The sequence below is a fragment of the Dactylosporangium sp. NPDC048998 genome, from assembly GCF_043197855.1.
Lineage (GTDB): Bacteria > Actinomycetota > Actinomycetes > Mycobacteriales > Micromonosporaceae > Dactylosporangium.
Map to the genome: position 1 here is coordinate 64642 of NZ_JBICTV010000009.1, position 12658 is coordinate 77299.

The following is a 12658-nucleotide window of genomic DNA, read 5'->3' on the forward strand; positions in this document are numbered from 1 at the left end:
GCTAGCGCAGGCCCAGGGTCGCGAGGACGCGGCGGGTGGTCTCGGCGATCGGGTGGAGCACCGCGGAGCGGACCCACCTGGCCGGCGGGACCACCAGCGTCCGCCAGGCCCAGGACACCGGGATGACGACGAGATAGCGCCACAGCAGCACCACGGAGTGGTTCCAGGCCCAGGCGACCGCCTTGGCCACCGGGACCACGACGTAGATCCCGATGAAGGCGAGGACGTACCCGATCGGGCGCATCAGATAGCGGTAGCAGGCGATCGTCGCCCACTTCAGGGCGAGGCCGAGGGGGCGCAGGAGGTAGCGGTACACCAGGTCCAGCGCCCAGCCGACCGCCTTCGCCATCTCCAGCAGCACGCGGCCGAGCAGGCGCCAGAACGGGCCGAGCGCGCGCACGAACCACACCAGCCCGTTCCACAGCGCCGTGAACAGCGGGGCCAGGATGTGCTCGGCCACCCAGACCAGCGGCCGCCACAGGATGTTGACGGTGATCCAGCGGATCGGCACCCACAGCCCGTAGTACAGGACCGGGTACAGCACGTACCGCCAGACCGGCGCCAGGACGTACCGTCCGATGCAGCGCATGACGACCGCGAACAGGTCCCAGGCCAGCTTGAACGGCACCACGAAGATGACCGCCAGCACCCGGACCGGCCAGGCCAGCCACGCCGGCAGCGGCTCAATCTCGTCCCTGGTCATAACTGCTCGGCCAGCTCGAAGCGGGCGCGCATGAGGGCGAAGCCGAGCAGGTTGAGGCCGCGCCAGCGGGCGGGCTCGTCCGCGGACGCGTCGCCGGCGGCCAGGCCGATGCCCCAGACCCGGTCCAGCGGGCTGGCCTCGACGAGCACCCGGTCGCCGGTGCCGAGCAGGAAGGCGCGCAGGTCGTCGTGGGCGGCGAACTTCGCGATGCTGCCGGCGACCACGATGCCGAACCGCTCCCGCGCCCAGGTCTCCTCGTCAAACCCGGCGATCCGCCGGCCGAGGGTCTTCGCCTCGTTCGGATGCGAAACGTCCAGCAACCGCGCGGCGATGGCGTCGTCGCCGAAGAGCTTGGCCTTGCGCCACATCATGTAGTGCTCGGCGGACGGGAACCCGACACCGTCCGCCTCGAACGCGGCCGGCCACCACTGGCTCAGGCAACTCGCCCCGATCGTTCCGTCGGGCCGTGGGTGATGGCCCCAGAAGTGCAGGTACTTGACGCGGACCCCGGATTCGATGAGCCGGAGCAGTTCGGCGGTGCAGGACGGTGGCGCGGACATGCAGCGAGTCTGCCCGATCTTCGCCACCGGTTATGTCGGGAAATCGCTGCCCGCGGCGGTGGGCAGGATCACGGTCACGGTCAGTCCGCCCCCGTCGCGGGGGTCGGCGAACACCGCGCCACCGTGCGCGGACGCGACCGCCCGCACGATCGAGAGCCCGAGGCCGGCGCCGGGCGAGGCCGCCCGCTCCGGGCCGAGCCGACGGAAGGGCTCGAAGAGATTCGGGATCTCGTACCGCGGGACGGCCGGCCCCGTGTTGCTGACGGTGACGAAGACCCCGTCGGGCCGCGTCCCGCTCTCCACGCGCACCCAGCCCCCGGCCGGCAGGTTGTACCGCACCCCGTTCTCCACCAGGTTGTGCACGAGCCGCTCGAGCAGCACGGCGTTGCCCGTCGTCGGCGCCTCGCCCGCGGCCGCCGTCACCTTCACCGTCTCCGCCGGCACCTGCGAGGCGACGTGCACGACCACGTCGGCAAGGTCCACATAGGACCGTTCGGCGACCGCGCGCTCCGAGCGGGCGAGCAGCAGCAGCCCGTCGATGAGCCGCTCGTGCCGGGCGTTGACCGCCAGCAGCGTCTGGCCGAGCTGGCGCAGCTCCGGCGAGGCGTCGGCGGCGTCCGTGGAGACCTCCAGCAGCGTGCGGTTGAGCGTCAGCGGGGTGCGCAGCTCGTGCGAGGCGTTGGCGATGAAGCGGCGCTGGAGGTCGAACGACTTGTCCAGCCGGGCGATCATCAGGTCGAAGGTGTCCGCCAGCTCCTTCACCTCGTCGTACGGGCCGTCCAGCGCGATGCGCTCGTGCAGGCCGCGGTCGGGGGCGCCGGCGATGCGCCGGGCGGTCTCGGTGACCCGATGCAGCGGCTGCAGCAGCCGCCCGGCGATCAGCCAGCTGAACGCGAGCCCGGCGACGACCACCACCGCGAGGGCGATCCCGCCCTGCGTGAGCACCGTCTGCAGCGCGTTGTCCTTGACCTCGACCTGGATCCTGGTGAAGACCTGGTCCCCGGGCGCGACCGGGAGCGCCCCGGCGAGCTCCCGCTGCCCTACGAAGCTCTGGCCGCCCAGGCGCTGGTAGACCAGCAGGTAGGTGATGCCGAGCAGCAGCAAGCCGCCGGTCAGCAGCAGCCCGCCGTAGACCAGGGTCAGCCGGGTCCGGATGGTCATCTTCATCATGCGATGCGGTACCCCACTCCCGGTTCCGTCAGCACTACCGCCGGGTCGCCGAGCTTGCGGCGCAGCTTCAGGATCGTCATGCGCACGGTGTGCGTGAACGGGTCGGCGTGCTCGTCCCACGCCTTCTCCAGCAGCTGCTCGGCGGAGACCGCGGCGCCCTCGGCGCGCAGCAGTTCGGCGAGGACGGCGAACTCCTTGCGCGACAGCGGGACGTAGCGCCCGTCGCGGTACACCTCCCGGCGGTGCGGGTCGAGGCGGATCCCGGCCCGCTCCAGCACCGGCGGCGCGGCCGGGCGGGCCCGGCGGCCCAGCGCCGCCACGCGGGCGGCCAGCTCGCGGAACGCGAACGGCTTCGGCAGGTAGTCGTCGGCCCCCAGGGCCAGGCCGGCGACCCGGTCGTCGACGTCGGCAGCCGCGGTCAGCATGAGCACCCGCGCCGCCGTCTCGCGCCGGGTGAGCTCGCGGCAGACGTCGTCGCCGTGCACGACCGGCAGGTCCCGGTCGAGCACCACCACGTCGTAGTCGTTGACGTCGAGCCGCTCCAGCGCCGCGGCCCCGTCGTGGACCACGTCGACGGCGTGCGCGTCGCGCCGCAGGCCGTGCGCGACGGTCTCGGCCAGCAGTTGCTCGTCCTCGACCACCAGAATCCGCATGTCTCCCATCGTCCCGCGCCCTCGTGTCACTTCGCCGTCAACATTCGCGGTTACGGCCCGATGACGCGCCCCCGGCTTGACTGCCGGTGAGCGGCCGGCGAACGCCCGGACCGCGGCCAGACTCGGACGGAGGCAGACCATGCGCACCAGGACAGGGCTCGGGCTCGTGCTCGCCCTGCTGCTCGCGCTACCCGCGGCCGGCTGCGCGCGCAACGCCGGCGCGGACGACGGGGTGGCGACCGCGGGCGGCGCCAAGCCCGACGCGAGCGCGAGCGGCGGCAACGCGCCGCGCGACCCGAAGGACGACCAGGAGCAGTTCCTGCGGTTCGCCCAGTGCATGCGCGACCACGGCATCCCCATGGACGACCCGGACTTCGAGGGCGGGGGCGTCCGCATCGCGATCCCCGACGGCACGGACAGGTCGAAGGTCGAAGCGGCGCAGGAGCAGTGCAAGCAGTACATGCCCAACGGCGGCCAGCCGCAGCGGGTCAGCGCCGAGGACCAGGAGAAGATGCGCCAGTTCTCCGAGTGCATGCGGGAGCACGGGATCACCAACTTCCCCGACCCGAGCGAAGAGGGCGGGCTGATGATCGACGGCGACAAGCTTGGCATCGACCCGCAGAGCCAGCAGTTCAAGGACGCGCAGAAGGGCTGCGAGCAGTACCAGCCCAAGCCCCCGGGCGGCGCGGGCGGCGAGGGCGGCAAGACGCAGCACGTCGAGAACGGCGGCCCGGCGGCATGAGCAACAGGAGAAGGCGGGGGCGGGCCGGGCGCGTAGTGTTCGGCGTCGCGGCGGTGGCGGCGGTCGGCGCGGCCGCGGCGGCCGGGTTCGGGCTGCCGGACCGCGGCAGCGACGCCGGGACCCACTCGACGCTGCCGCCGAGGACGGCCGAGGTGACCAAGCAGACGCTGGTGGACACCCAGAACGAGGCCGGCACGCTCGGCCACGGCGACACCCGGACGGTGTCCGGCGGGCGCCTCGGCGCCGGCACCCTCACCGAGGTGCCGGCCGTCGGGGCGACCGTCCAACGTGGACAGGCGCTCTACCGGGTCGACAACACGCCGGTGGTACTGCTCTACGGCGCCCTGCCGTCGTACCGCAACCTCGGCGTCGGCGACGAGGGCCCCGACGTCAGGCAGTTGGAGGAAAACCTCGCCGCGCTCGGGTACACCGGCTTCACCGTCGACGACCAGTACACCGCGGCGACGGCGACCGCGGTCCGCAAGTGGCAGGGCGACCTCGGCCTGACCAAGACCGGGACGGTGGAGTCGGGCCGGGTCGCCTACGCGACCGGCGCGGTGCGCGTCAGGGAGCGCAAGGCCGACGTCGGCGACGCGGCCGGGGGCGCGATCCTGACCTACACCGGAACCGCTCCGGTGGTCACCGTCGACCTCGACGTGTCCGACCAGCGGCTGGCGCGCGCCGGCGCCGCGGTCACGGTCAAGCTGCCCGACGGCCGCAGCGTGACCGGCAAGATCACGCTGGTGCAGACGATCATCCAGCCGGCGCAGAACAACAGCCCGGAGGAGACGAAGTACCGCGCGACCATCTCCCCGGACGACCCGAAGGCGTTCGACGGGCTCGACCAGATGACCGTGACCGTCGGGTTCACCGCCGGCAAGAAGGAGAACGTCCTCGCGGTGCCGGTGCAGGCCCTGCTGGCCCTCGCCGAGGGCGGCTACGGGGTCCAGGTCGTCGAGAACAACGCGACGCGGATCGTCGCCGTGCAGCTCGGCCTGTTCGCCGCCGGCAAGGTCGAGGTCTCCGGCGACGGCATCACCGAGGGCACGGTCGTGGGGATGCCAGCATGAGCGGTACGGAGCGAAGCGGAGTGGCCGCTCATCAGAGGCGCAGGTGCAGCTCATGCCGCTTTCGGAGCGAAGCGGAGGTCTCGGCATGAGTGCTGTCGTGGAGTTGGAGTCGGTGCGGAAGGTGTACCCGGGCGGCGTCGTGGCGGTCCGGGACGTCAGCCTCACCGTGACGGCGGGGGAGTTCGTCGCGATCCTCGGGCCCTCGGGCTCCGGCAAGAGCACGATGCTGCACCTCATCGGCACCCTCGACCGCCCTTCGGCGGGCGCGGTGCGCATCGACGGGCACGAGGTCGCCGGGCTCCGCGACCGGCAGCTGTCCGCCCTGCGGGCGCGGCGCATCGGCTTCGTCTTCCAGCAGTTCCACCTGGCCGGCGGCCAGCCAGCGCTGGACAATGTCGCCGACGGGCTGCTGTACGCGGGCCGGTCCCGCGCGGAGCGGCGCCGCCGCGCCGAGGAGGCGCTCGTCCGGGTCGGGCTGGGCGACCGGCTCGACCACCTGCCGCACGAGCTCTCCGGCGGCGAGAAGCAGCGGGTGGCGATCGCCCGGGCGGTCGTCGGCGAGCCGGCGATCCTCCTCGCCGACGAGCCGACCGGCAACCTGGACTCGGCGTCCGGGGCCGGCGTGATGCAGCTGCTCGGCGAGCTGCACCACGCCGGCACGACGATCCTCGTCATCACCCACGACACGCAGATCGCGGCGAGCCTGCCGCGCCAGGTGAGCATGCGCGACGGGGAGGTGGTCTCGGATGACGGCGCCGTTGCAGCCCGCGCGGCTGTTCCCCGCTGACGTGGTGCGAGTTGGCGGCGCCGGCCTGCGCACCCGGCCGATGCGGGCGTTCCTGTCGGCGCTGGGCATCGCGATCGGCATCGCCGCGATGACCGCCGTCGTCGGGATCTCCTCCTCCAGCCGGGCCGAGCTCGACCGGCAGCTCGCCGCGCTCGGCACCAACATGCTGACCGTCGCGCCCGGCAACGACATCTTCGGCGGCAACGCCACGCTGCCGGACGAGTCGGTGGAGATGATCAGCCGGATCGGGCCGGTCACCCGGGTCGCCGCGGTCGGGAAGGTCGCGAACGTGCACGTGTACCGCTCCGACAGGATCCCGGCGGGGCAGACCAACGCGATCACGCTGCGCGCCGCCCAGCTGGGCCTGCCCGGCACGGTCGGCGCGACGCTGGCCGACGGGGTGTGGCTCAACGCGGCGACCGGGCAGTATCCGGCCGTCGTCCTCGGCGCGGCCGCCGCCCGGCGCCTCGGCATCGAGAGCGTCAACGACGGGGTGCAGGTGTACATCCACCAGCGCTGGTTCACCGTCATCGGGATCCTCGCCGAGGTGCCGCTCGCCCCCGAGCTGGACTCCTCGGTGCTGATCGGCTGGGACGCGGCGAAGAGCTACGCCGGCTTCGACGGGCACCCGACGACCGTCTACACGCGGTCGAAGGACTCGGCGGTCGAGGCGGTCCGCGGGGTGCTCGCCGCGACGGCCAACCCGCAGGCGCCGAACGAGGTGAAGGTGTCGCGGCCGTCCGACGCGCTCGCCGCGCGGCAGGCGACCGACAAGACATTCACCGGGCTGCTGCTCGGCCTCGGCGCGGTCGCGCTGCTCGTCGGCGGCGTCGGCGTGGCCAACACGATGGTCATCTCGGTGCTGGAGCGCCGTGCCGAGATCGGGCTGCGCCGCGCCCTCGGCGCCACCCGCGGGCAGATCCTGCTGCAGTTCCTCTCCGAGTCGCTGCTGCTCTCGGCGCTCGGCGGGGTCGGCGGAGTGACGATGGGCATCGGGGTGACCGCGTTCTACGCCGCCACGCGGGAGTGGCCCGCGATCGTGCCGGCGTGGGCGACGGCCGGCGGGGTCGCCGCCACGCTGGTCATCGGCGCGATCGCCGGCCTCTATCCGGCGGTGCGGGCCGCGCGGCTCGCCCCGACGGAGGCGCTGGCAGCGCCCTGAGGGTCCTGAGGGCTCTGAGCGCCGGTCGCCTGCGCCCGGGCGAAGTCGTACGCGGCGAGCAGGCGGCCGAGGTAGTGCTCCGCGGAGTACGCGTCCGCGGCGGCGCGGCCCGCCTCGGCCACCTCGCGGTGCAGCTGCGGGTCGGTGAGCACCCGGGCCAGGGCGGCGGCGAAGGAGTCGGCGTCCGGCGCGGCGCTCAGCCGGCCCGTGGCCCCGCCCGGCCGCTCGGCCAGCGCCGCGTCGGCGAGCACGACCGGCAGTCCGGCCGCCTCCGCCTCGATCATCACCAGGCCCTGCGTGTCGGTGGTGGAGGCGAACGCGAGGACGTCGGCCATCCGGTAGTACGCCGCCATCCGGCTGTGCGGCACCGGCCGGATCACCCGCAGCGCGTGCGCGACGCCGACCTGGCGGGCCAGCCGGATCACGTTCAGCCGGTTCTGCTTCACGCCGACCATCACCAGCCGCGCGGCGGGGACCTGGCGCAGCAGCCGGGCGAACGCGGCCAGCAGCAGGGCCGGGTCCTTCTCCTTGGTGGCCCGGCCCACCGCGAGTACCACCGGCGCGCTCTCCGGAATGCGCAGCGAGCGCCGCAGCTCCGCCCGGCCCAGCGGGCAGTCGGCGAGCTGCACCGAGGTCGGCACCATCCACACCGGTGGGAGCCGCTCGAACTCGGCGAGGCCGGCCGCGGTCTTCGCCGAGGGCGCGATGACCAGCGCGGTGCGGTCCATGAACTCCTGGGCCAGCCGCAGCAGCTGCGCGCGGCGCTCGGTGCCGGCCCGGGCCAGCCGCAGGTAGTCGCGCGTGGTCCAGCCGAGGTCGAGGCGCTGCGCGGCGTGCGCCGCGCCGAGCTGGATCTCCACGAAGTGCGCCGAGTACGCCAGCAGGTCGGTGTGCCACGTCATGACGACCGGGATCTCGTGCGCCCGCGCGTAGCGCAGGCCGCCGATGCCGACGGGCCCGGGCGTGTGCACGTGCACTACGTGCGGGACCGGCCGCATGCCGGAGAAGCGCGGCACACCGACACGGATGTTGCGCAGCGGCACCGGCACCGAGCGCACCCCGCACGGCTCGCCGCGGCCGCGCAGCAGCGGCGCGGGCTGATACAGCTGAACGTCGTGCCCGGCGGCGCGCAGCAGGGACACCGTGGCGGCCACCGAGGTCGCGACGCCGTCGGAGCGCCCCGGATGGCTGTCGCAGAAGTGCGCGATTCTCACGCCGCACATGGTGCGATACGGCCGCTCGCCGGCACGAGGATCAGCATCCGTTGTACGTCAGCTGTTCATTGAGCTGTTTCCACGAGCGGGGGGAGCCGGTACTCGCCGTGCAGCATCGCGTCCGCGGGCGCGTAGACGCGCAGTACCGGGTGGAACTCGCCGCGCGGCGCGGGCAGCCAGTTGGGCACGGACGCCGGGTCGTCCGGGCGGTCGTGCTGGACCAGGATCGTGACCGAGCCGCCGGGGCCGGTGCGCAGGCCGGGCGTGCCGGCGCCGACCGAGTGCTTGTCCAGCTCGTTGGGGACCAGGCGGGAGCCCGGCCCGTCGTACATCGTCAGCGACCAGCCCGCCGCCGACGGAGGCGGCGGGTCCAGGCGCAGCGTGTAGGCGCGGGCGCCGGTCAGCCGGACGCCGTCGCGGTCCTTGTGGACGGTGGGGTACACGGCCTCGTAGGCGTGGTGGCCCCACAGGCGGGTGCGGGCCGCGACCGCGCGCACGTGGTGCGCCGTGTCCCGGTCCGGCAGCGTCCACTGCGGGGCGTCGACGGTGCCGACCTCGAAGTAGTCGAGGTTGTAGTCGAACGAGTGCAGGTCGTTCGTCCAGCCGTTGACCAGCGCGGCGTGATCGGTCGTCGCCGCCTCCTCGAGCGCCTCGCGGCCGCGCTCGAGGCCCTCGCGTATCGCCGCGCGCTGCTCGCGCGGCATGGTCGGGCACGGCGAGTTCCCGCCGTCGAACAGCCCCAGCGGCGCGAACCGGCGCTGGAAGCGCCGCTCGGCCGGGGAGGGCGGAAACGCGGCGAGGCTGCGCCGCAGCGTCTCGAGGAAGAGCAGTTCGTCCGGCACGCCGGCCTGTGGGTGCGGCAGGCCGTCCAGGGACACGTGGGGGTACATCCGTTCGATGGCGAGGGCGTCCTGCAGGGCGTGCACGCCGGGCCCGGTGCCGAAGCGGGCGATCAGCGTGGTGATCATCGTCGGCACCCGGATGACCTCGGCGGCGGGCGCCTCCCGGCCGGCCCAGCCGGGCGGCACGAGCAGGAACTCGCGCTCCTCGTCGGGGGTGGTACGGCTGCCGACGTACGCGTAGTTGTCCGTCCACGCGTCGACGAACTGGACCACGTGGTAGCGGCCGCCGGTGTCGGGCACGCGCAGCCACAGCGGGCCGCCGGACAGGTCGAGCTGGGCGGTGGAGTACAGCAGGTCGGGATTGGCGTTGGGCCCGTCGGGAATGCTCCGCTGGTGTGTGAACGTGTTGAAGACGGGTGCGGTGCCGACGGCGTGCAGGTCCTGCAGCAGGGGATAGCCATAGCCGTACGCCTCGGCGGCCAGCGTGGGCAGGTCGTCTCTCATAGGCAGCCTCCCTCGTCCTGCCTTCCAGCGTCCAGTGCGGGCCGGTGCCAGCCGGGTGAGGCCGGGGGTGGGCGTCGGCTCAGCGACGCGGGTTGGCCCGGCGGGTTGGCGCCTGGTCCGGGTCTTCGGGCCACGGGTGGCGCGGATAGCGGCCGCGTAGCTCCGCGCGCACCTGCGGATAGCCGGTGCGCCAGAACGAGGCCAGGTCACGGGTGACGGCGACCGGGCGCCCGGCGGGGGAGAGCAGGTGCAGCAGTACCGGCCGGCCGCCGACCTCCGGCGTCCGCGCCAGCCCGAACATCTCCTGCACCTTGACCGCGAGCACCGGACCTTCCGGGTCGGCGTAGTCCAGCCGGACCGCTGACCCGCTCGGCACCGTGAGCCGCTCCGGCGCCAGCCGGTCCAGGTCCTTCGCCTGCGGCCACGGCAGCCGCGCCTGCAGCACGGTGTGCAGGTCGGTGCCGTCCACCATCGACTCGATGAGGGCCTCGTCGCTCACGTCGGGCCATGGCTCGCCGACCGCGCGGTGCAGGAAGTCCAGGCGGCGGCGCAGCGGGGTCCACGGCACGCCCTCGCGCCGCAGCCGCTCGCGCCGGGCCGCCGCGGCCAGCTCCGCGGGCGCCGCGCCGATCTGCCGCTCCGACAGCACGATCGCGCCGAGCCGCTCGACCCGCCGCACCCCGGTGGCGCTCGCCTCGTCCGCGGTGGACAGCAGCGCCGCGCCGGCCTCGCGGGCGATGTCCTCGTCGATCGCGGCGGCGAGCCGGATCCGCGCGTTGACGCGCCCCGCCGGCCGGTCCGCGGCCGCGATCGCCAGCCACGGGTGGCCCTGCAGCGACGAGCCGTCGGCGAGCTCGGCCTCGGTGCCGCCGGCCATCAGGTAGCCGTTGCGGCGGCGCCGGGCGATGCGCTCCGGGTAGGCCAGGCCGGCGATGATGCCCGCCGCCCGGTCCGCGCTCGTGTCGCGCTCGACCGGGTTCTCGATCATGCGGTACAGCAGGCCGGCCTCCGCCCGCCACCGGTCCGTGGTCCGCCGCGCCGCGGCCAGGTCGTCGGTCGGCAGGGCGTCTTCGGCCAGCACCGCCACGACCTCGGCGGCGTTGCGCGCCCCGACGATCGGCGCCCCGTCCAGCAGCGCCCGGGCGAGCCGCGGATGCGCCCCGACCCGGGCGATGCGCCGCCCGCGCTCGGTGACCTCGAGCCGCTCGTCCACCGCGCCGAGCGCCCGCAGCGTCTCCCGGGCCACCCGCAGCGCGGCCTCCGGCGGCGCGTCCGGCAGCGCGAGCCCAGTGCCGTCGGGGCGCCCCCAGCACGCCAGCGCCAGAGCGAACCCGGTCAGCTCGGCGGTGCGCACCTCGGGCTCCGGCCGCGCCGGGAGGCGCTCGTCGTCCGCCGGAGACCAGCACTTGTACACGACCCCGGCCCCCTCCCGCGCGGCGCGCCCGGCCCGCTGCGCGGCGCCGGCCCGGGACACCCGGACGGTCGCCAGCGATCCGAGCCCGCGGGCGAGGTCGGTGCGCGGCACCCGGGCGAGCCCCGCGTCGACCACGACCCGCACGCCCGGGACGGTCAGGCTGCTTTCGGCCACCGCGGTCGCCACGATCACCCGGCGCGCGCCCCGCGGGCTGAGCGCCTCGTCCTGTGCCGCCGCCGGGAGCCGCCCGTGCAGGGGGACGGTCGGGATCTCGGGGATTCGGCGGCGTACACCCTCGATCTCCGCGACGCCGGGCAGGAACGCCAGGATGTCGTGCTCCGTCTCACGCCAGGCCGCCCTGATCGTCTGCGCGACATGGTCGAGGAACGCGGGCTCGGCCCCGACGTGCGGCCGGCGCGGCGGCGCCCAGCGCACCTCGAGCGGGAACAGCGGGCTGTCGGCCTCGACCACCGCGGCGTCGAGGATCTCCCGGAACCGCCGCACGTCGACGGTCGCCGAGGCGGCCAGCAGCCCGAGATCGGGCCGGATCGTCTGCCGCGCCTCGACGAGGAACGCGGTCGCGAGGTCGGTGTCCAGGTGCCGCTCGTGGCACTCGTCGATCATCACCGCGCCGACGCCGGGCAGCTCGGGGTCCGCGAGCAGCCGCTGCACGAGCAGCCCGGTCGTGACCACCTCGACCCGGGTGTCGCGGCCGACCCGGCGATCGCCGCGCACGGAGTACCCGACGGTCTGGCCCACCCGCTCGCCGCGCAGCTCGGCCATGCGCCGCGCCGCGGCCCGGGCCGCGATCCGCCGCGGCTCCGCCACGACGATCCGCCCGCCGAGGCCACCGGCGAGCGCGAGCGGCACCAGCGTGGTCTTCCCGGTCCCGGGCGGCGCGACGAGCACCGCCGCGCCCGCCTCCACGGCCCCGACGACCCGGTCGAGCACCGCGGCGACGGGCAGCTCCGGTTCTCCCACGCGGACATCCTCCCAGGGCGCTAACCTCGCCAGGGTGCCGGAGCTTCCCGAGGTCGAGTCCGCCCGCGCCGTCCTTGAGCGGTACGCGCTCGGGCGCCCGATCGTCGACGTCGACGATGCCGACACCTACGTGTGCCGGCCCCACCTGCCCGGCGAGATTCGTGCGGCGCTGCTGGGGCGGCGGCTGACCGAGGCCAACCGGCGCGGCAAGAGCATGTGGTGCGAGACCTCGGGCCTGCGCGGCTCCGGGGTGGCCGGCCCGACCCTCGGCATCCACCTCGGGATGTCGGGCAAGGTCGTGTTCGCCGGCGAGGACGGGCGGGAGGTCGACGGCGGCGACTACTGGCGGCGCGGGCGGGCGCAGGGAGACCACCGGTTCACCCGGTTCTCGCTCGGTTTCGGAGACGGGACGCGCCTGCTGCTCGTGGATCCCCGGCGGCTGGGCCGGGTGCGCCTCGACCCGCCGGTCGAACGGCTGGGGCCGGATGCCAGGGAGATCACCCCGGCCCAGTTCCGGGCGGTGATGGCGCGGGGCACGGCGCCGGTGAAGGCCCGCCTGCTCGACCAGGAGGCGGTCGCGGGGATGGGCAACCTGCTCGCCGATCAGGCGCTCTGGCTGGCCAAGCTCAATCCGGCCCGTACGGTCGACGACCTGTCACGAGCGGAGGTCGACCGGCTGCACCGCGGGCTGCGGGCCGCCGTGGCGGCGGCTCTCGACGGTGGCGGCGTCCACGCGCTGTCGGTCGTCCCGGCCCGGCGGGCCGACGCCGTCTGCCCCAGGTGCGGGGCGCCGATGCGGCGCGGCACGGTCGGCGGCCGGACGACCTGGTGGTGTTCGCGCGAGCAGCCCTAGGCA

At 74.5% G+C, this 12658-nt stretch carries 12 protein-coding genes; 5 read left to right on the forward strand and 7 right to left on the reverse strand.

Annotation, left to right across the window (positions count from 1 at the left end):
- Position 1: 1 nt before the first annotated feature.
- From ACGFI8_RS22035 to ACGFI8_RS22050, 4 genes are read right to left on the reverse strand one after another with little or no spacing between them, the layout of a single operon-like run.
- Positions 2-703, reverse strand: coding sequence for a hypothetical protein (locus ACGFI8_RS22035; protein ID WP_392807456.1), 702 nt, complete (start codon positions 701-703; stop codon positions 2-4).
- Positions 700-1263 carry an NADAR family protein gene (locus ACGFI8_RS22040; RefSeq protein ID WP_392807458.1) on the reverse strand — a complete coding sequence of 188 codons (564 nt, stop codon included), beginning with the start codon at positions 1261-1263 and terminating at the stop codon, positions 700-702. Before ACGFI8_RS22040 ends, ACGFI8_RS22035 begins: the two co-directional genes overlap by 4 nt.
- Before the next feature lie 30 nt (positions 1264-1293).
- Positions 1294-2433: a sensor histidine kinase gene (locus ACGFI8_RS22045; protein ID WP_392807460.1), complete on the reverse strand. Its 1140-nt coding sequence runs from the start codon at positions 2431-2433 to the stop codon at positions 1294-1296.
- Positions 2430-3086, reverse strand: coding sequence for a response regulator transcription factor (locus tag ACGFI8_RS22050; RefSeq protein ID WP_392807461.1), 657 nt, complete (start codon positions 3084-3086; stop codon positions 2430-2432). Before ACGFI8_RS22050 ends, ACGFI8_RS22045 begins: the two co-directional genes overlap by 4 nt.
- A gap of 139 nt (positions 3087-3225) precedes the next feature.
- Here ACGFI8_RS22050 and ACGFI8_RS22055 point away from each other — a divergent pair, with 139 nt between their 5' ends.
- The 4 genes from ACGFI8_RS22055 (at position 3226) to ACGFI8_RS22070 (ending at position 6847) form a co-directional block, all read left to right on the forward strand.
- Complete coding sequence (locus ACGFI8_RS22055; protein ID WP_392807462.1) at positions 3226-3828, forward strand: hypothetical protein; 603 nt, start codon at positions 3226-3228, stop codon at positions 3826-3828.
- A complete protein-coding gene (locus tag ACGFI8_RS22060; protein WP_392807464.1) occupies positions 3825-4898 on the forward strand; it encodes a peptidoglycan-binding protein in 1074 nt (357 codons plus the stop codon). Before ACGFI8_RS22055 ends, ACGFI8_RS22060 begins: the two co-directional genes overlap by 4 nt.
- An 85-nt stretch (positions 4899-4983) precedes the next feature.
- Positions 4984-5685: an ABC transporter ATP-binding protein gene (locus ACGFI8_RS22065; RefSeq protein ID WP_392807465.1), complete on the forward strand. Its 702-nt coding sequence runs from the start codon at positions 4984-4986 to the stop codon at positions 5683-5685.
- Entirely contained in the window at positions 5645-6847 is a 1203-nt protein-coding gene (locus ACGFI8_RS22070) for an ABC transporter permease (protein WP_392807467.1), read from the forward strand. Before ACGFI8_RS22065 ends, ACGFI8_RS22070 begins: the two co-directional genes overlap by 41 nt.
- On the opposite strand, the gene ACGFI8_RS22075 is transcribed toward ACGFI8_RS22070, so the two are convergent.
- From ACGFI8_RS22075 to hrpB, 3 genes are all read right to left on the reverse strand, one after another.
- The gene (locus ACGFI8_RS22075; protein ID WP_392807468.1) at positions 6790-8061 is read right to left on the reverse strand and encodes a glycosyltransferase; all 1272 of its coding nucleotides are present in this window, start codon (positions 8059-8061) and stop codon (positions 6790-6792) included. The genes ACGFI8_RS22070 and ACGFI8_RS22075 overlap by 58 nt on opposite strands.
- 65 nt (positions 8062-8126) lie before the next feature.
- On the reverse strand, positions 8127-9407 hold the full coding sequence (locus ACGFI8_RS22080; RefSeq protein WP_392807469.1) for a DUF1254 domain-containing protein: 1281 nt from the start codon (positions 9405-9407) through the stop codon (positions 8127-8129).
- Between the two features lie 79 nt (positions 9408-9486).
- The gene (gene hrpB / locus ACGFI8_RS22085) at positions 9487-11802 is read right to left on the reverse strand and encodes an ATP-dependent helicase HrpB (RefSeq protein WP_392807470.1); all 2316 of its coding nucleotides are present in this window, start codon (positions 11800-11802) and stop codon (positions 9487-9489) included.
- Positions 11803-11836: 34 nt separating this feature from the next.
- Here hrpB and ACGFI8_RS22090 point away from each other — a divergent pair, with 34 nt between their 5' ends.
- On the forward strand, positions 11837-12655 hold the full coding sequence (locus ACGFI8_RS22090; protein ID WP_392807472.1) for an Fpg/Nei family DNA glycosylase: 819 nt from the start codon (positions 11837-11839) through the stop codon (positions 12653-12655).
- Positions 12656-12658 lie beyond the last annotated feature (3 nt).

Coding starts and splice junctions, on each gene's coding strand:
- ACGFI8_RS22035 (WP_392807456.1), bottom strand. CDS start 703: ATGACCAGGGACGAGATTGAGCCGCTGCCGGCGTGGCTGGCCTGGCCG.
- ACGFI8_RS22040 (WP_392807458.1), bottom strand. CDS start 1,263: ATGTCCGCGCCACCGTCCTGCACCGCCGAACTGCTCCGGCTCATCGAA.
- ACGFI8_RS22045 (WP_392807460.1), bottom strand. CDS start 2,433: ATGATGAAGATGACCATCCGGACCCGGCTGACCCTGGTCTACGGCGGG.
- ACGFI8_RS22050 (WP_392807461.1), bottom strand. CDS start 3,086: ATGCGGATTCTGGTGGTCGAGGACGAGCAACTGCTGGCCGAGACCGTC.
- ACGFI8_RS22055 (WP_392807462.1), top strand. CDS start 3,226: ATGCGCACCAGGACAGGGCTCGGGCTCGTGCTCGCCCTGCTGCTCGCG.
- ACGFI8_RS22060 (WP_392807464.1), top strand. CDS start 3,825: ATGAGCAACAGGAGAAGGCGGGGGCGGGCCGGGCGCGTAGTGTTCGGC.
- ACGFI8_RS22065 (WP_392807465.1), top strand. CDS start 4,984: ATGAGTGCTGTCGTGGAGTTGGAGTCGGTGCGGAAGGTGTACCCGGGC.
- ACGFI8_RS22070 (WP_392807467.1), top strand. CDS start 5,645: ATGACGGCGCCGTTGCAGCCCGCGCGGCTGTTCCCCGCTGACGTGGTG.
- ACGFI8_RS22080 (WP_392807469.1), bottom strand. CDS start 9,407: ATGAGAGACGACCTGCCCACGCTGGCCGCCGAGGCGTACGGCTATGGC.